We start from the raw sequence: 17,568 nt of genomic DNA on the forward strand, positions 1-17,568 counted from the left end.
TTACTTCTTCTCGGCCGGGGCCGAAGCCTGGCCACCGGCCGCGGGGGCCGCTGCGGGTGCTGCTGCAGGTGCTGCTGCAGGTGCCGAGGCGGCTGCCGCGGGGGCGGGGGCGGCGTTGGGGTCCGTCTTCTTCCAGGGCACCGCCTTCACGGGCGTGCCGGGCGGCATCATCTGCAGCTTCTGGAAGCCGTCGACCATCACCTGTTCGCCGGCCTTCAGGCCGTCGAGCACCACCCACTGGTTGTCCTTGGCGGCGCTGATCTTCACCGTGCGCTGGCTGATCTTGCCGTCGGCGCTCACCACCGAAACCGTGTCGCCCTGCTGCGTGCGGGTCACGGCCTGCTGTGGCAGCGTGATCGCGTTGGTGGCCTGGGCCTGCTCCAGCTTCACGCGCACATACAGGCCCGGCAGCAGCTCGCCCTTGGGGTTGGGCACTTCGGCGCGCAGCGTGATCTGGCCCGTGGTCGAGTCGACCGTGAGGTCGGAGAACAGCAGCTTGCCTTCCAGCGGGTAGTCGGAGCCGTCTTCCAGCACCACGCGGATGCTGGCGGCTTCACCGCCGCCGGCGCGCTTGTACTGGCCGTCGGCCACGGCGCGGCGCAGCTTCAGCACTTCGGTGGCCGACTGCGTGAAGTTCACGTACACCGGGTTGATCTGCTGCACCACGGCCAGCTCGGTGGCGTCGCCTTGGCCCACCAGCGCGCCTTCGGTCACCAGCGCGCGGCCGATGCGGCCCGCGATGGGCGAGGTCACGTCGGCGTAGCCGAGGTTGATTCGGGCGGTCTGCACCGCGGCGCGGCCGGCGGCCACGTCGGCCTCGGCCGTCTTCTGCGAAGCCACGGCCGTGGCGTATTCCTGCTTGCTCACCGCGTTGGCCTCGACCAGCGGCTTGTAGCGGTCGGCCAGGGCCTTGGCCTGCACGGCGTTGGCTTCGGCGCGGGCCAGCGTGGCCTGGGCGTTCTGCGAAGCGGCCACCAGCGGGGCGGGGTCGATGCGGAACAGCAGCTGGCCGGCCTTCACGTCGCTGCCTTCGCGGAATTCGCGTTTCAGCAGGATGCCGGCCGCGCGGGCGCGGACCTGGGCAACGCGGGAGGCCTCGAGGCGCCCGGGCAGTTCGGTGACCAGGCCGACGTCGGTCGGCGCAGCCACGACCACGCCCACTTCGGGGGCGGGGCGGGCGCCGCCGGGGGCACCGCCGGCGGCGGGCGCATCGCTCTTGCCGCAGCCCGCAAGGACCAGGAGCACGACGGCAGCCACGGTCGCGAGACGCGGCGAAAAGGACGATTGACGCGAGACATGCAGGAGAGGCATGCGATTCCTTTGAAGCGAAGACGGGAGATGGCGCGTTCTCGGAGCGAACCGGAAACCTGTACAGCCAGGCGGGCCATCGGGGAAGCCGGGTAGTTTACATACATTCATGGATGTATAGTGACAGCCACGCAATGGCCCCACGATACGTAAAGGGCGTTGCCTTTACAAATCAGGAGACTTGGTGGCACGTCGTACGAAGGAAGAAGCACTGGCTACGCGGAATCGCTTGCTCGATGCCGCGGAGCTGCTGTTTCAGGCGCAAGGCGTCTCGCAGACCACGCTGCAGCAGATCGCGCAGCAGGCCGGCGCGACGCGGGGCGCCATCTATTGGCATTTCAAGGACAAGGCCGATCTCTTCAACGCGATGATGGAGCGCGTCATCCTCCCGCTGGAGGCCGGCCCCAAGGCCGCCATTGCCATCGGCAGCGACGACCCGCTGGTCGAGATCGAAGAGGGCATGGTCCACGCGCTCACCCTCATGACCACCGACCCGCAGGTGCGCCGCGTGTTCGACGTGGCCACCCACAAGGTCGAGTACACGCACGACATGGCCTCGGTGCAGCAGCGCCACCTCGACGCGCGCAACGCCTGCGTGGTCGATTTCGAGAAAGCCCTGCGGCTGGCCGCGCGGCGCGACCGCATCAAGCTGCCGGTGCCCGGCTACGTGGCGGCGCAGGGGCTGCACGCGCTCATCAGCGGGCTCATCCAGAACTGGCTGCTCGACCCCGAGGCTTTCGAGCTGGTGCCCACGGGGCGGCGCACGTTCAGGGTCTATCTGGCGGGGCTCGGCTTCGCCCGGCCGCTGCCCGGCGCCCCTGTTGCGAACGAACCCGAAACACTGGCCGCCTGATAGGCCATAATCACGGGCTCCGGCGCGTGCCGGAACCCCCATCCTCGCTGTATTTCAACGGATAGAATTCGGCCCTCCGAAGGCTGAGATCCAGGTTCGATTCCTGGCGGCGGGACCAAATATGAATCCGGAAGAGTGAAAACTCTTCCGGATTTTTTTTTCCGCTCTGGGAACGAGCAATGCGAGCTCGCAGTGGTTCGCCAATGGTTGTGCATCAGCAGGGTGCACGTTCGGCGGCATATTTTCCAGAAGTCGGGCCCATATGCTTCACCGGTTTTTCAGCGTAGCTTGAAGCTCAGTGGAAGAAGGCTCGCGGTGTCTTGTGCAGTCGGGAAAGCCGGGCTGTCGCGATCCGTGGGCCCTACTGAATGACGGCGCTGCGTATGTCGGAGGCGGCTGAGCGATTCATCGTGACGCTTGGAGCCCGCAAGATGAGCTTCAGCGTTGCGCCCAGTAGCAGACATTTGGTCTTCCCGAAAGCAGTCACTGATTGAAAAGGCAGGACCGCCCAAAGCTGTCGTCAGTAGCGCGCGGAAGCAGACATTCGAGACTGGGCTTGGTCGACTATCACCAACCCCGTCTTTTCTCGAAAAATGACCGCAAGTGAGTTCCTGATCGTCTGCCATTCCCAGTCCCCCGGCAGAAACTCAATACGGTATTCGATGTACCCATCAAGTGACGCCGCGTCGTCTTGACTCAGCGTTGCTGTGAAGCCCGATATGCCGAGATCTACGTCGAGGTGGTCGACTCGACGAACGATTTGGTCAACGACCATCACCTCAATTCCGCTTGAATCGGTCTTGCGAATCAGGGAAAAGCAGTAGTCCTGCAGCGGGTCATGGCAATAAATGTAGGCCGCTCCATCGTAGTCGCTGTGCCGCGGTGAAGCACTGACGGTTGCGTGAAGCTGCATTTCACTCCCATATATGTCATTAAGCAGTCCAGCCGGCTGACGTCGGATCTGGCCCGTTGTGATGGTGGCATATGCGCGCCATGGCAATCACTGGATGTTCTCGATTGTGCTGAGAAACTCGGGGTGGCCTTCGCTGGGTACGCTCCAAGGGGACAGCCGCGCGCAACTGCGCAAGACAACGGGCTGTTGGCACGTGCAAAAAAGATGCGCCCGCATCTGACCCACATAACGGCGGATCTGCCATCTCGACAAGCCGCGTCAAAGATCTTTTATCCCTTGCTCCCATGAATATGGGGCCTCGCAAACCCTCGTGGCGCCAATCGCACCGGGCACCACACTTCAGCACTCTTAAAAGCTGAGGAGACAACATGAAGAAGATGGCGGTTTTGATTGCAGCCATTTGCATGAGCTGCGGCGTGCTGGCCCATTCAGGGGGCACGGACAAGAATGGCTGCCATCGAGATCACAAGAACGGCGGTTCCCATTGCCACTGATGCGGAAGGTATGAAATGAAATCGATCATTGTTTGCGCAGCAATCCTGGCGTTGGGCTCTTCCGCTTTTGCCAGGGGCGGCGGTGGGCACAGTTCGAGTGGCCATGGCTCGCATTCATCAAGCTATGGCTCCAGCACTGGGTCAAGCTCAAGTGGTAGCCATTCGACCAGCGGCTACACCAAGAGCAATGGAACTTATGTCGCTCCGAGCCATGCGACCAACCCGAACAGCACGAAGGCGGACAACTGGTCCACCAAGGGCAATGTCAACCCCTACACAGGCAAGGCTGGGACCAAGTCTCAGGATTGACGCCGCAGGAGACTTGCTCTCTGTGCATCAGGAATCAGAGTTGCCGACGCCAGCGATGGTGCTGCCGCGATTGGGCTCGAGGCGCTTCTTCAGAAGATTCCAGTGTTTAGGCTGCTTGCTTGAGCAGGGCGCCATGCGCACGCCCCCTCGATATACTGCGCCCGTCACGCCAAAAGCGTGACCGGGATTGGTCTCCTGAAGCATCTCTGCGACGCAAGCCGCAGTTCCCCGCAGGGTCTGCGGCTTCGTCGTTCGTGCCTCCAGTTTTGGCGGCTCGACGGGCGGGCGCAAGCCCGGCCGGTTCTCGCAAGAGGTGCCCGGTAGACCAACCTGTCGAGCTGCCGCCTTCGATTGGTCTCGGGAGCGGTGGTTTCAGCAAACCGCACCTCTTGGAGGCCATCCATGCCTGATTCCGTCAATGCGTCCGCGCACGACCCTTCATCTCCCGAATCCCTCGCCCTGCAAGCAGACGACGACATCGAGAGCATCCGCAGCGTGCACTGCGCCTACGCGTGCCTCGAAAAGCTCATCCTTCCGCAGCGGGTTGACGACACGGAGGAGCTTCATCCGAACCGCTCCGAACTCGGGGCATTGATGTGCCTCGTGAACGAGACGCTGCAGCGTCGCATCGACGCGGCCGACGTGACGATCAAGTCCTTGCGGGATGCCTTGGGTGATGCTGTGGGTGATGCCTTGCGCGAAGGCCAGACGCCATGGAAGCCTTCGACGCCGAAGCCATCGGCACGCCGAACCCCCTTTCCCCTCTGTGCGTCTATCCCCTGAATGCGGGATCCGCCCGGCACGCCGAGGTCCATAGACTGCCCGTTACAAAAAACAACCGGTAGACCAGGACCATGAAACCCATCAGGCTGCTTGCCTTCTTGTTCGCGGTGTCGGCCGCCCTGCAGGCGCACGCCGTGGGGTTCACCGATCCCACCGGCCTGCGGTGGGAGCTGCCGCCCGATCCGACGAGAAACGCGCATGCGGACATCCTCGAGGACGCATGCCGCAACTTCAAGATCGGCGGCCGGCAGTCTCGCCTGCCGACGTACAAGGAGGCGGCGGCCGTTGAGCGAGGCGGCCACGCGAGCATGAGCGACGAGCAGAAGGCGAACTTCGAGACCACGCGCAACGCCGCCGGCCAGAACTGGCCGAGCGCGGAGTTCGTGGTGCTCGCCAAGTCCGGCGACGACTTCTGGCGCGCCGGCCTGCGCACCAGCAACTACAACCACGCGATCAAGCCGAACGACTTCCACAGCCTGACCATCTGCGTGGGCGACGCCAAGGTGGTCGCCAAGGCGCCGGAGAAGAAGCCCGAGCCCAAGAGCGAGGCGCCTTCCAGGCCGGTGAAGCCGCTGGGCCCGGTGCTGACCCGCGTGCCGTCACACGAGCAGACCGCGGAGCAGCGCGCCCAGCAACTCGCCAAGGCCGAAGCCGACAGCAAGGCGCGCACGGCCGCCGCGCAGGCCAAGACCAAGGCCGAGGCGGAAAAGGGCCTGGTGATCGCAAAGGCCAAGGAAGACAAGCAGCGCGCCTGGTGCGCCGCCGAAACCAACCGCCACGGGTTGTGCTCGTGCATCAAGTTCTATCCCGGACCCGGCAACGCCTGCGGAAAGTAGCCGCGGCGCTGACGTGATCCCGATGTGACCCGGGCGCTGCCGCAAGGCGCGCCGGCCGCGTCACAGCAGATCTTCGTCGACCACCAGTGACAGCAGCGACCACCGCAGCCGCTGCGCCCAGGTCGAGTCGGGCTCCTGGTGCAGCACCCACCGCTGTCCGCCGCGCAGGAAGCTCCACTGCAGCCCGCCGCGCTCCGGCGCCTCGCTCACCGCAAAGCTCGCGGGCATGCGCTCGCGCTCGATGAGGTCCGCGAGTTCGCCCGCCAGCGCGGGGCTGTCGACGACCAGCCCCAGCTCCGTGTTGCAGTGGGCCGAGCGGCGGTCCATGTTCATCGAGCCGACGTAGAACCAGCGCCGGTCGATCACGGCCAGCTTGGCGTGCAGGCGCCCCAGCGAGCCGGCGCCGCGGCCGCTTTCGGTCTCGGCCGGGCGCGGCTCGCTCGCGGGCATCAGCTCGTACAGCGTCGCGCCCAGCGCCAGGATGGCGCTGCGGTGCCGCGCATAGCCGTAGTGCACCAGCGGCTCGTCGGTGGTGGCCAGCGAGTTGGTCACGACCGACACGCGCGCGCCGCCCTGGCTCGCATGCGTCAGCGCGTCGATCATGCGGGGCATGGGCACGAAGTAGGGCGACACGACCAGCACCTCGGAGCGCGCGGTGCGAAACAGGTCGAGGTTCGCGGCCATCACCGCGCCTTCGGTGCCGTCCATGCCGCCGCCCGCATCGCCCGCCACCGGCTGCGCCTGCACCACCGCGTCGGCGACCACGCGCACGCTGGCGGGCACCAGTTCGACCCGCCCTTGCGCCAGTTGCACGCCGACCGCGCCGCGCCCCAATGCATCGCGTTCGCCGGCCGCGGGCATGAAGCGCCCGAGATGGCGCACCAGCGCCGCGAAGCGTTCGCGGGCGTAGGCGGGTGCGGGCCGGTCGCCGGCTGCAATGGCCTCGAAGGGATACGACAGCGGCCCGTTCCAGAACGCGTCGAAGCTCGCGGACAGTTCGCGCACCGCGGGGCCGGCCAGCAGCGCGTCCATGTCGATGAAGTTCGCCGGCTTGCTGCGGCCGAAGTACTCGTCGGCAATGTTGCGGCCGCCCGTGATGGCAAAGCTGTTGTCGGCAATGAAGAGCTTGTTGTGCATGCGCCGGTTCACGCGCCCGATCTGGTGCAGCGACAGCAGCACGCGCGTGCGCAGGCCGCCGCTGCGCACGGGCAGCGGGTTGAACACGCGCACCTCGACGTTGGCGTGCGCGGCCAGGCCGGCCAGCAGCTCGTCTTCGCCGCCCGCGTACAGGTCGTCGACCAGCAGCCGCACGCGCACGCCGCGCTGTGCCGCGTCGCGCAGCTCGCGCAGAAACTGCCGGCCCGAGGTGTCGTCGGCCACCACGTAGTACTGCGCGTCGATGCTGTGCTGCGCGGCCGCCGCGAGCGCGATGCGCGCGTCGAAGGCATCGTCGCCGCCCGGCAGCAGCCGCACGCCGGACAGCGGCCCCGCCGCACCGGGCAGTGACGCGGCGGCGATGTGAGCGAGCGTGCTGTCTTCGACGTCGGTGCGCGCCTGCGAGGCGACCCGCTGCACGTCGCCGGGCAACGCGGCGCAGCCCGCGAGCATCGACAGCGCGACCATGAGCGCGCCGCACAGCGCGCGGCTGATCACGAGGTGCTGCAGCGCCAGGATGCACAGCCGGCACGCAGTGAGCCGCAAGGCAGCAAGGGAAGCGGCGAGCAAGGCGGCGAGGGGCTTGTCGGTGGTGTTCATGGCGGTTCCAGGTGCATCGACCGCGGCGTTGCAATCGATGCGGACAGTCTTCCGCGCGGCCCCCGCCGCAACAATTGAACGCAGCGCCTAGCGGCGGCCTAGTCCCGCGGCGCATCCACGGAGCGGCTTGGGGGTGGCGATCGGACTAGGCCTTTGGTGTAGGTGCGTGCGCTCGCTTATTGAGGTCCTTTGCGCTAACCTGCATCGAGGCGGGGAGGTCAACGCGCTACCGAGAGGGCCCTATGAAGGTTCTGTTGGTCGATGACCATGAAATCGTCTGGAACGGCACGCGCCTCCTGCTGGAGCGCATGGCCGCCGAGATCGAGCCCGGCAACCCCCTTCACTTCGAAGCCGTGCGGGACGCCGAGCACGCCTGCCGGCTGGAGCCCGCGGGTGTCGACCTGCTGCTGCTCGACTACCACCTGCCGCAGCTCTCGGGCGTTGCCGCGCTGAAGGCCGTGAAGGCGCACTTCGAGGCCACGCCGGTGTGCATGCAGTCGGCCGAGAGCTCGCCGCAGCGCGTGCGCGAGGTCATCGAGGCCGGCGCGGCCGGCTTCATACCCAAGTCTTACCGCCTCGAGGACATGGAGGCCGCGTTGCGCGTGGTGCTGCGCCACCGCATCTACCTGCCGGCCGAGTTCGTGCTGGCCGACGACGTGACGCGCGCGCGCCACCCCGACGAGCTGCCGCGCGAAGACCTTGCCGGCTTCCTGCGCGCCGAGCTGTCGCCGCGCCAGCGCCAGGTGCTGGCGCTCGCGATACGGGGCACGCCCGTCAAGCTCATCGCGCGCCAGCTGTCGATTGCCGAGGGCACGGTGAAGGTGCACCTGTCGATGGTCTACCGCGCGTTGGGTGCGCGCAACCGCACCGACGCCATGTGCCGCGTGTTCGACGCGCAGGCGGCGTGGGCGCTCGAGGCGGCCTGAGCGTGGGCACCGGCATGTCTACCGTGCCAGACGTGCCCGCTGCGTCCGCAGCGTCCGTGGCGCCAGAGGTGCCACCTGCCCCCGTCGTGCCGAGCGAGCTCGACGAGCGCCGCCTGCAGGTCGTCGCCGAGCAGGCCGTGGGGCTGCGCTGGCAGATCCTGCTCACCGCGGTGGTGGTGGCCGCCATCGTCTGGCGCGACGTGCCGGCGCCCTTCGTGCTCGGCTGGTTCGCCGCGGTGATCGCCAGCCGCGAGTGGCGCGCCGCCGCGCTCGCGCGCATGGCCGCCGACCGCACGCGCCCCATTGCCGCGCGGCTGCGCGCCACGGTGCGCTGGAACGTGCTGATCGGCGCGTGCAACGGCTCGGCGGCGCTGTTCATGACGCGGCTCGACCCGACGCTCGACGCGGTGCTCACGATGATCCTGGTGTCCTGGGGCGCGGGCGCGGTGTCCACCAGCGCCACCGTGATGCCCGCCTTCCTGGCCTATGCGGGGCTGCTCTTCGTGCCCACGGCCGCCATGTGGCTGGTGTCGGGCGGCTGGCTCGGCTGGTGCGTGGGCGCGCTGGTGCTGATGTTCTTCGGCGTGCAGACGCGCTTCGCCAAACGCAACCTGCAGACCTTCGAGGAGTCGTTCGGCATCCGCGCCGAGAACCAGGCGCTGGCCACCTCGCTGGAGTTCGAGCGCGCGCAACTCGCCATTGCGCGCGACGAGGCGGTGCGCGCCAACAACGACAAGAGCCGCTTCCTGGCCGGCGCCAGCCACGACCTGCGCCAGCCGCTGCAGGCCATGGCGCTCAACGTGGGCGCGCTGCGCCACGTGGGCATGGCGCCCGACGCGCGCGCCATCGTCGACGTGGTCGACACCAGCCTGGAGCAGCTGCGCGCCATGCTCGACGCGCTGCTCGACGTGTCGAAGCTCGACGCCGGCGTGGTGGTGGCGCAGCCGCAGCGCGTGCGGCTCGACCGGCTGCTGTCGGCCGTGATGAGCAGCTTCGGCGCGGCGGCCGCGGCGCGCCAGGTCGAGCTGCGCACCGCCTGCCCCGGCGGCCTGGCGGTGCAAACCGACCCCGACCTGCTGCGCCGCATGCTGGCGAACCTGATCGACAACGCGATCAAGTTCTCGCCTTCAGGCGGACGGGTCGATGTGCGCGTTCGTGCGGAGGACGCGGCGCATGTGGAGCTCGCCGTGCAAGACACCGGCCCCGGCATCGCGCCCGAGAACCATCGCCTCGTGTTCGAAGACCTGGTGCGGCTGCAAGGGCCGGGCGAAGGCAGCGCGCCTGCCGCGGGACACGGGCTGGGCCTGGGCATCGTGCGGCGCATGGCGGAGTTGCTTGGCGTGCCGGTCGAGCTTGAATCGAGCCCCGGCGCGGGCGCCTGCTTTCGGCTGCGGCTGCCGCGCGCGGCGCCGGCCGATGCGCAGGGCGACGACACGCGCGCGCCGTGGAGCCTGGCCGGGCGCTGCGTGCTGGTGCTCGAAGATGACCCGATGGTGCGCGGCGCCTACCTCAACGCGCTGGGCGCAATGGGCTGCCGCGTGCTGTCCGCGGCCACCGTCGAAGAGGCACTGGCCCAGCTCGGCCAACCCGGCCAACCCGGCCAGCCCGATGCGGTGGTGGTCGACTGCCGGCTGGGCGGCGGCGTGTCGGGCTTCGACGCGGTCGAGCGCCTGCGCGCGCAGCGCTGCGACGTGCGCGCATTGCCCGCATTGCCCATCGTCATGGTCACGGCCGACACCGACCCGGCGGTGATCGAGGCGGCGCGCAGGCATGCCCTGCCGCTGCTGCGCAAGCCCGTCGACGACCTCGGGCTGGGCCGCGCGCTGGCCGAGGCCATCGACCGGTCCTGAATCCTCAGCCGCATCCACACGTCCACACGTCCACACGTCCACACGCACGTTGACAGGAGCCGACCATGACGAACGGCAGTCGCCACGACGACCACGACGACCACGACCCGGGCGATCGCCTGCTCTCGCAAGGCGCCGAGGTGCTGGTGCGCGAGATTCTCGCGGCGCCGCCCGGCGCATTGCACTGCGAGGTGCTGGTCATCGGCAGCGGCTATGGCGGCGCGGTGGCTGCGGCGCGGCTCGCGGGGGCCGTGCCCTTGGACGCGCCGCCCGGCGCGGCACCGGTCAAGGTCTATGTGCTGGAGCGCGGCAGCGAGTACCTGCCCGGCGAGTTTCCGGCCAGCTTCGCCGAACTGCCGGGCCATGTGCGCTTCAGCATGCAGGACGGCAAGCCGGCGCGCGGCAACGCCTCGGGCCTGTTCGACGTGCGCCTGGGCGGCAAGGTGAACGCGCTGCTGGGCAACGGGCTGGGCGGCGGCTCGCTCATCAACGCGGCGGTGATGGAGCGCGCCACGCCCGACGCCTTCGAGAGCGGGTGGCCCGCTGATGTCGACCCGCACGCGCTGGCCGACGGCTACGCCAAGGCCGAGGTCATGCTGTCGCCCGAGCAGATTCCGGAGACCGTCTCCAAGCTGGCCTCGCTGATGAAGGCCGGCGCGCGGATGCATGCGGCCTCGAGCGGCAAGGCCCGCGTGGCCATCGCCTTTGCGGACGGCACGCACACGCCGGCCAACGTGGCGATGCACCGCTGCCTGCGCTGCGGCGACTGCGTCAGCGGCTGCAACCACCGCGCCAAGAAATCGCTGGACACCAACTACCTCGCGCAGGCCCATGCACGCGGCGCGCGGCTGTTCACGGGCGCCACGGCTCATCGCATCAGGGCCTTGCCCGGCGATGCGGGCTATGAAGTCGAGTTCTTCTTCACCGACCGGCGCAAGGCACGCACCGACAACACGCGGCCCTATGTGCTGCGCGCGCGCCGCGTGGTGGTGGCCGCGGGCACGCTGGGCTCGACCGAGCTGCTGCTGCGCTCGCAGGCGGGCGGCCTGCCGGTTGCGCCGTCGCTGGGCGCGGGCTTCTCGGCCAACGGCGACATGATCGCGGTGGCGGCCGACCAGCACGACGAGGCGCTGTCCAGCGCGCTGGAAGGCGACGCGCCCGAGCAGCGGGGCATCGGCCCGACCATCACGGGGCTGCTGCGCACCCGCGCGAAAAAGGGTGAGAAGGGTGAGAAGGGCGAGCGCCCGCTGGTGATCGAGGAGTTCGCCATACCCGGCCCGCTGCGCCGCCTGCTGGCCGAGGTGGTCGCCACCACCGACGCGCTGCAGGGGCTCGCGCGCATGGACTTCGATCTTCATTCGCCGGACGAGACGCGCGACCCGCTGGCCGTGGACGACGACATGCTGCGCCGCACGCCGGTCTACGGAATGATGGGCGACGACGGCGCTGGGGGCACGGTCGAGTTCGTCGGCGGCAGCGACGGTGACAGCGATGGCGATGTGCTGGCCGACGCGCAGGTGCGCGTGGCGTGGCCGAAGGTGGCCGCGCTGCCGGTGTTCGCGGCGCAGCTGCGTGCGCTGCGCACGGCGCACGGCGGCTCGGGCGGGCTCGGCGGGCGCGTGCTGCCCAACCCGCTGTGGCAGCCGATTCCGCCGTTCGGCAGCCTCGCGGCCTTCGGGAGCGCGCTGGACGACGTGGGCTCGGTGCTCACGGTGCATCCGCTGGGCGGCTGCCGCATGGCCGACCGGCGCGAAAGCGGCGTGGTCGACAGCCACGGCCGCGTCTACAGCGGCGCGGGTGAAGTGCAGTCGCTGCTGCCCGGCCTGGCGGTGCTCGACGGGTCGATCGTGCCGGTGTCGCTGGGCATCAACCCCTCGCTGACCATCGTGGCGCTGGCCGAGCGCGCGGTGCCGGTGCTGGCCGCCGACTGGGGCCTGGCGCTGGCCGACGCGCCGCCGCCGCCCGCGTCGCAGCGCCCCTTGCGCCGCGACCTCACGCACCCGCGCACGCCCGCACCCACGCGCGTGTCGCTGCGCGAGCGCATGACGGGCCGCGTGCTCATCGACGGCCAGCCCTTCGACCTCAGCGCCGAGGCGGAGTTCGAACCGGTCGACGTGCCCACCTTGCGCGCGGCGCCCCGTTCGCTGTCGCAGCCCGTGGTGACCTTGTGCTTCGGCAAGGGCGACAACGCCCCGGTGGCGCACTGCACCGGCACCGCCGCGATGCTGGTGCGCGAGAAGTGCGACAGCATCGTTCGCATCCTGCGCAGCCATGGGCTCGCGCGCAAGAAGCTGCTGGCGCTGGTGAAGCTCTTTCTCGAGCCGCAAGGCTCGCAAGGCGATGCGCCGGCCGACCCTGCCGATCCTGCCGACGAGGAAGACAACGCCGTCTTCGAAGGCCCGACCATGGCCGACCTGCTCGCGCTGTGCTCCCACCTGGGGCAGGCGCGCCTCATCGAATACGAGTGGACGGTGCAGCGCGTGGAGAACGGCCCGCCGCTGAAGGTGGGTGACCGCCTGACGCTCACCAAGCGCATCGCGTTCGTCGAAGGCGGCAACCCCTGGCGGCAACTGAGCGAAGGCGAGCTGCGGCGCGTCGGGCCCTTCACGTCGCAGGACCTGGGCTGGATGACGCTCGACCCTTCCTACTTCGTCGAGAAGCAGCAGCCCCTGCTGTGCGTGGAGCACCAGCAGGACATGCCCAACCAGCTGGGCGACCTGGCCGAGCTGGCGCTGTGGGTGCTGCGCATCGTGCTGCAGATCCACGTGCTGGACTTCGTGCCGCCGCCGGACTCGCCGAAGACCGAGTGCGAACGCCTGCCCGGCGTGGTGGACGGCGTGACGCCGGAGCCTGTCGATGTCATGTCCTGTCCTGGCGCTCGCGCTGCGCCGCCGCGGCTGCTGTCGCGCTACCGCCCGCCGTCGCCGCGCGCCGGCACGCGGCCCGTGATGCTGATCCACGGCTACGGCGCGAGCGGCTCGACCTTCGCGCACAGGAGCATTCCCGGCAACCTGGTGCACAGCCTGCTCGAGGCGGGACGCGAGGTGTGGGTGCTCGACCTGCGCACCAGCATCGGCTTCCCGGCCCGGCCGCGCGCGTACTGGTCGTTCGACGAGGTGGCCGAGACCGACATTCCCGATGCCGTGCGCACCGTGCAGGCGGCCTATGCAAGCACGGGCACGGACACAGACACGGACACGGGCGTGGCCCCGGTGCAGATCGACGTGGTGGCGCATTGCATCGGCGCGGCCATGTTCAGCGTGGCGGTGCTGCGCACGCCCGGGCTGCACGAGGACATCGGCGCGGTGGTGCTGTCGCAGGTCGGGCCGCTGCTGCGCGCGACGGCGTTCAACCGCTTCCGCGGCTACGTGGCGGGCTACCTGCAGCAGTTCGCCGGCATCGACGAGTTCGACACGCGCCCCGAGCTCACGCGCATGAAGCGCCTGCTGGTCGACGGGCTGCTCGCGACCTTTCCGTACCCCGACGACGACGGCGAGGCGCAGACCCTGAAGACGGCGCCGGGCTTCGCGGCCGTGCGGCACCGGGCCGACGCCATCTTCGGCCAGACCATGCGGCTGCACAACATCGGCAAGGACACGCTGGATTCGCTCGACTCGATCTACGGCTTCGTGAAGCTGCGCGGCCTCTCGCAGGTCGGCTGCTATGCGCGCGAAGAGGTGCTGACCGACGCCGGCGGCCAGAACCGCGCGGTGGCGTTCGAGCAGATCGGCAGGCGCTTCGGCTTTCCTGTGCTGATGCTGCACGGGCGGCAGAACGCGGTGTTCGACTGGCGCGGCTCGTACGACAGCTTCTGGCTGCTCAAGCGCGTGTTCGGCAAGGACGACGGCCTGCCGCGCGATCCGCCCGAACTGCCGGCGCCGGGCAAGGGCGACCTCTTCCTGGGCGAGGGCACGCCGCACCAGCTGCGGGTGCTCGACGCCTACGGCCACCAGGACACGCTGATCGGCGAGAAGGCCTGCGACGACGTGTTCCCGCACATCGTCGGCTTCCTCGACGTCTTCGGCGGGAAGCCGGGCGCCGAGAAGCCGGCCGACCCCGACTGGCTGGTGAGCCTGCCGTGGACGGGGCCGTGGCTCGGCCACGCGAGCCGCGTGGCCGGCAATGCGGGCCGGCTGCATTGCCGCCTGGCGCTGCGGCCGCCGCCGGCGCATGCGTCGGCACGCGCCGTGGTCTTCGTGCCCGCGACACGCGAAAACGGGCAATGGCAGTTCGACTTCTCTTTCATGGTCGGCCGCGTGGCCACGCGCGAGACGCTGCTGCAGGGCGCTGTCGAGGTCGACCTGTTCGACCACATGCTTCCGAAGTACCAGGGCTTTGCCGTGCTCACCGTGCATGACGACCTGCCGATGGCGCGCGGCCCGGTCGAGGTGCTGGGCCGGTCGCTGATGAGCGGGCTCTTCGCCGACCCGCACGACGAGCCGATCGATGCGATCCGCGCGCAGGTGGAGCACATGCTGAAGACCGCGAGCGGCCCGCAGCTGGATCGCGCCGTGGTGCGGCTCGACCCCGCGTGGACCGGCGCCGTGCAGCCCGACGGCACGCCCGCGCAGGACGCGCTGTGCTTTGCGCTCGCGAGCTGCCAGTACCTGCCGGGGCTGGTCGACCGGCTGCCCGCGCAGGCGTCGTACCAACGGCTTGCAGATCGGCTGGAAGGGAAGGAGGGGACCGAAGCGCTCGTGCCGCCGCACAAGCCGCAACTGCTCGTGCTCACCGGCGACCAGGTCTACGTCGACCAGACCGCGGGGCTCTTCGTGCCCGCGGGCGGCGACGACGTGGGGCAGGCCTATGCGCTCACCTTCAGGCTGGAGGCGCTGCGGCAGGTGATGGCGTCGCTGCCGACCTACCCGCTGCTCGACGACCACGAGGTGATGGACGACTGGGAGCCCAGCCCCGACCCGTACGGCAACCCGGCCGAGCAGGTGGCGCTCGACAGCTACTTCGCGCAGCAGCACAAGCTGGTGCACGACATCGATGCGCGGCGGCACGACCAGCGGCCTTTCGACTACCGCATCGCGCCGGCCGGCTTTCCGTTCTACATGCTCGACACGCGCAGCCTGCGCCAGCGCCGTGCGCTGCGCACCGACGCGCCGGCCGCGGCCGTTGCGACCCCGTTGGCGCAGGCCGCCATTCGCGCCGAGCCCGGCATGGCCGACCTGAAGACGTGGCTGGAGGCCGCGCCCGCCGAGGTGCCCAGGTTCATCGTCTCGCCCGTGGCGCTGTTCCCCATGCCGCGCGCGGCCGTCTTCGGGGACCCGGCGCAGCGCCTGGGCATGGACGACTGGAGTGGCTACCCGGCCTCGCAGCGCGTGCTGCTCGAGCTGCTGCGCGACACCACGGCGCGGCATGTGGTGGTGCTGTCGGGCGACCGGCACATGTCGAGCGTGTCGAGCCTCTGGCTGCAGGGCGCGGGCGGGCCGGTGGAGGTGATCTCGGTCGTGTCTTCGGGCCTGTATGCGCCCTGGACCTTCGTCAATTCGCGGCCAGACGAGTTCTGGCTCGACGGCACGGCGGACCTCGGCCCCGCGCCGGACGCCTTCGGCGTGACGATGGTCACGGCGGCGGTGGGCACCGGCAACGGCTTTGCCGTGGTACAGGTGGAGCGCGGCGCCACGGGGCATTGGCGCATCGGCGTGAACCTCGACCTCGACGACGGGCTCACGCGCTGCCTGCGCGACCTGGACCCGGCCGCGGGCGACGGCTGGACGGTGCAGGGGCCGGCGCGCTTCGCCCGCGTGTAGCAGCCGTGCCTGTTCCCGTGCCGACGCCCGCGCCTACGCCATCGCGAAATGCGACGGAGGCCGCCCCAGCGTTCTGCGGAACATGGTCGAGAACGCGCCCGGGCTGTCGTAGCCCATGTCCAGCGCCACCGCCGTCACCGGCTCGCCCGCGGCCAGCCGCGACAGCGCCACCAGCACGCAGGCCCGCTGGCGCCACTTGCCGAAGGACATGCCGGTCTCCAGGCTGAAGCGCCGGTTGAAGGTGCGCTCGCTCACGTGGAGCCGGGCGGCCCACGCAGAAGGCGCCGCATGCACGTCGGGTTGGCGAAGAAAGTCCACGCACAGCGTGGCCAGCGCCGCGTCGCGCGGCAGCGGCACGTGCAGCGGCAGCACCTCGGCGCGGGCCAGCTCGTGCAGCACCAGGCGCATCAGCACGCCGTCGCGGCCCTGCCTGTCGTAGGCCGCCGGCAGGTCGACCGCCTCCATCAGCAACTGGCGCAGCAGCGGCGACACGTTGAGCACCTGGCACTGATCGCCCTGGCGCGGCACGGCGCGCGGCTCGATGTAGAGGCTGCGCGTGCTCACGCCCAGCATGCGCACGCGGTGCGGCTTGCCGGCCGGAATCCACACGCCGCGTTGCGGCGGCACCACCCACGCGCCGTCGTCGGAGCCGACCTCCATCACGCCCGTGGCACCGTAGAGAAACTGCGCGCGGCGGTGGCTGTGCGTGGGCAGCAGATGGCCCGGCGGGTAGTCGGTGCCGATGGCCAGCACCGGTCGGTCGACGGCGTCGACGGTGTCGATGGAGATGTTGCGCATCGCAAAAAGGCTGGCTGTGGGGACCGCTGGGGTTGGCCGAAATGAAAACATCATTGTCGAACATGCGCAAGCGCGCCAGGCGGCCGCGGCCTATCGTCAAGGCCTTCCTTCAACGCTTCCTGGAGTTCCTTCGTGTCGATCTATCTCGTGCTCGCGGCTTTCGGCGGGCTGGCGGGCGTCACCACCGTGCTGTTCGGCTTCGGTGGCGGCTTCGTCGTGGTGCCCTTGCTGTACCGCGCATTGGTCCTCGCGCACGGCGCCGACAGCGCGGTGGGCCGGTCCGCCATGCACATCGCCGTGGCCACGTCCACCTGCGTGATGATCGTCAGCGCGCTGCTCGCCACGCGGCGCCACCAGCGCGCCGGCACGATCGACTGGGCGCTGATCCGCCCGCTGCTGGGCTGCATCGGCATCGGCGCCGTGGTGGGCGCGGCGATGGCCGTGGCCGCCAACGGCGAGTTCGTGCGCTGGGCCTTCATCGCCTACCTGGGCGTGACCATCCTCGACTGCCTGTTTCGCCCCGGCTTCATGACGCACGACGCAGCGGCCCTGGTGCGCCCGCTGTCGCGCGCCGTTGCCACTGTCGGCAGCTTCTTCATCGGGCTGGTCGCGGCCTTCCTCGGCGTGGGCGGTAGCGTGATGACGGTGCCGCTGATGCGCCGCCGCGGCATCGACATGACGCGCGCCACCGCCATGGCCAACCCGCTGTCGCTGCCCATTGCCCTGGCGGGCACGGCCACCTACATGGCGCTGGCGTGGCGTGCCACCTCGACGCTCGAGGGCTGGCACATCGGCTATGTCGACGTGCCCGCGTTCGCCGCGCTGGTGGCCGGCTCGCTGGTGGGCGTGCGCGCCGCGGCGTCGTTCATCGGCCGCATGCCGCACCGCGTGCACACCTGGGGCTACATCGCGCTGCTCGCGCTGGTGCTGGCCGGCATGGCGCTGCGCTGAGCGCGTAGGCCAAGTTCGGCTCTTGGGCCCGGC

General features: G+C 69.6%; 13 protein-coding genes and 1 tRNA gene. 10 read left to right on the forward strand and 4 right to left on the reverse strand.

The window, feature by feature from the left end; translation table 11 throughout:
- Positions 1–1,311: an efflux RND transporter periplasmic adaptor subunit gene (locus BM013_RS32175; RefSeq protein WP_093132710.1), complete on the reverse strand. Its 1,311-nt coding sequence runs from the start codon at positions 1,309–1,311 to the stop codon at positions 1–3.
- A gap of 178 nt (positions 1,312–1,489) precedes the next feature.
- Between BM013_RS32175 and BM013_RS32180 the strand changes: the two genes are divergently transcribed.
- Positions 1,490–2,161, forward strand: a complete 672-nt coding sequence (locus BM013_RS32180) for a TetR family transcriptional regulator (protein WP_093132712.1) — start codon at positions 1,490–1,492, stop codon at positions 2,159–2,161.
- 43 nt (positions 2,162–2,204) lie between these two features.
- Positions 2,205–2,279: transfer RNA gene (locus BM013_RS32185), tRNA-Arg, on the forward strand.
- 402 nt (positions 2,280–2,681) lie between these two features.
- Here BM013_RS32185 and BM013_RS32190 read toward each other — a convergent pair.
- Entirely contained in the window at positions 2,682–3,074 is a 393-nt protein-coding gene (locus tag BM013_RS32190) for a hypothetical protein (protein WP_093132714.1), read from the reverse strand.
- 368 nt (positions 3,075–3,442) lie between these two features.
- Here BM013_RS32190 and BM013_RS32195 point away from each other — a divergent pair, with 368 nt between their 5' ends.
- The 4 genes from BM013_RS32195 to BM013_RS32210 all read left to right on the forward strand — a co-directional run bounded on the left by BM013_RS32195 (position 3,443) and on the right by BM013_RS32210 (position 5,496).
- Complete coding sequence (locus tag BM013_RS32195; RefSeq protein WP_094030734.1) at positions 3,443–3,568, forward strand: YHYH domain-containing protein; 126 nt, start codon at positions 3,443–3,445, stop codon at positions 3,566–3,568.
- A 15-nt stretch (positions 3,569–3,583) separates the two neighbouring features.
- Positions 3,584–3,877, forward strand: a complete 294-nt coding sequence (locus BM013_RS32200) for a hypothetical protein (RefSeq protein WP_093132716.1) — start codon at positions 3,584–3,586, stop codon at positions 3,875–3,877.
- Between the two features lie 402 nt (positions 3,878–4,279).
- A complete protein-coding gene (locus BM013_RS32205) occupies positions 4,280–4,660 on the forward strand; it encodes a hypothetical protein (RefSeq protein WP_093132718.1) in 381 nt (126 codons plus the stop codon).
- A gap of 71 nt (positions 4,661–4,731) precedes the next feature.
- Positions 4,732–5,496, forward strand: coding sequence for a hypothetical protein (locus BM013_RS32210; protein ID WP_093132720.1), 765 nt, complete (start codon positions 4,732–4,734; stop codon positions 5,494–5,496).
- A gap of 60 nt (positions 5,497–5,556) precedes the next feature.
- On the opposite strand, the gene BM013_RS32215 is transcribed toward BM013_RS32210, so the two are convergent.
- Positions 5,557–7,251: a phospholipase D family protein gene (locus BM013_RS32215; protein WP_093132722.1), complete on the reverse strand. Its 1,695-nt coding sequence runs from the start codon at positions 7,249–7,251 to the stop codon at positions 5,557–5,559.
- 242 nt (positions 7,252–7,493) lie between these two features.
- Here BM013_RS32215 and BM013_RS32220 point away from each other — a divergent pair, with 242 nt between their 5' ends.
- The 3 genes from BM013_RS32220 to BM013_RS32230 all read left to right on the forward strand — a co-directional run bounded on the left by BM013_RS32220 (position 7,494) and on the right by BM013_RS32230 (position 15,786).
- Positions 7,494–8,177 carry a response regulator gene (locus tag BM013_RS32220; protein ID WP_093132724.1) on the forward strand — a complete coding sequence of 228 codons (684 nt, stop codon included), beginning with the start codon at positions 7,494–7,496 and terminating at the stop codon, positions 8,175–8,177.
- A 14-nt stretch (positions 8,178–8,191) separates the two neighbouring features.
- Positions 8,192–10,027, forward strand: coding sequence for a hybrid sensor histidine kinase/response regulator (locus tag BM013_RS32225; RefSeq protein ID WP_143098428.1), 1,836 nt, complete (start codon positions 8,192–8,194; stop codon positions 10,025–10,027).
- 65 nt (positions 10,028–10,092) lie between these two features.
- Positions 10,093–15,786: an alkaline phosphatase D family protein gene (locus BM013_RS32230; RefSeq protein ID WP_093132727.1), complete on the forward strand. Its 5,694-nt coding sequence runs from the start codon at positions 10,093–10,095 to the stop codon at positions 15,784–15,786.
- Positions 15,787–15,819: 33 nt separating this feature from the next.
- On the opposite strand, the gene BM013_RS32235 is transcribed toward BM013_RS32230, so the two are convergent.
- Positions 15,820–16,584, reverse strand: a complete 765-nt coding sequence (locus tag BM013_RS32235) for an AraC family transcriptional regulator (protein ID WP_093132729.1) — start codon at positions 16,582–16,584, stop codon at positions 15,820–15,822.
- 132 nt (positions 16,585–16,716) lie between these two features.
- On the opposite strand from BM013_RS32235, the gene BM013_RS32240 reads away from it, so the two are divergent.
- Positions 16,717–17,535, forward strand: coding sequence for a sulfite exporter TauE/SafE family protein (locus BM013_RS32240; protein ID WP_093132730.1), 819 nt, complete (start codon positions 16,717–16,719; stop codon positions 17,533–17,535).
- The last annotated feature ends 33 nt before the right edge of the window (positions 17,536–17,568 follow it).

Origin of the sequence: Variovorax sp. OK605, assembly GCF_900115445.1 — a bacterium.
In the GTDB taxonomy this organism is placed as follows: domain Bacteria; phylum Pseudomonadota; class Gammaproteobacteria; order Burkholderiales; family Burkholderiaceae_C; genus Variovorax.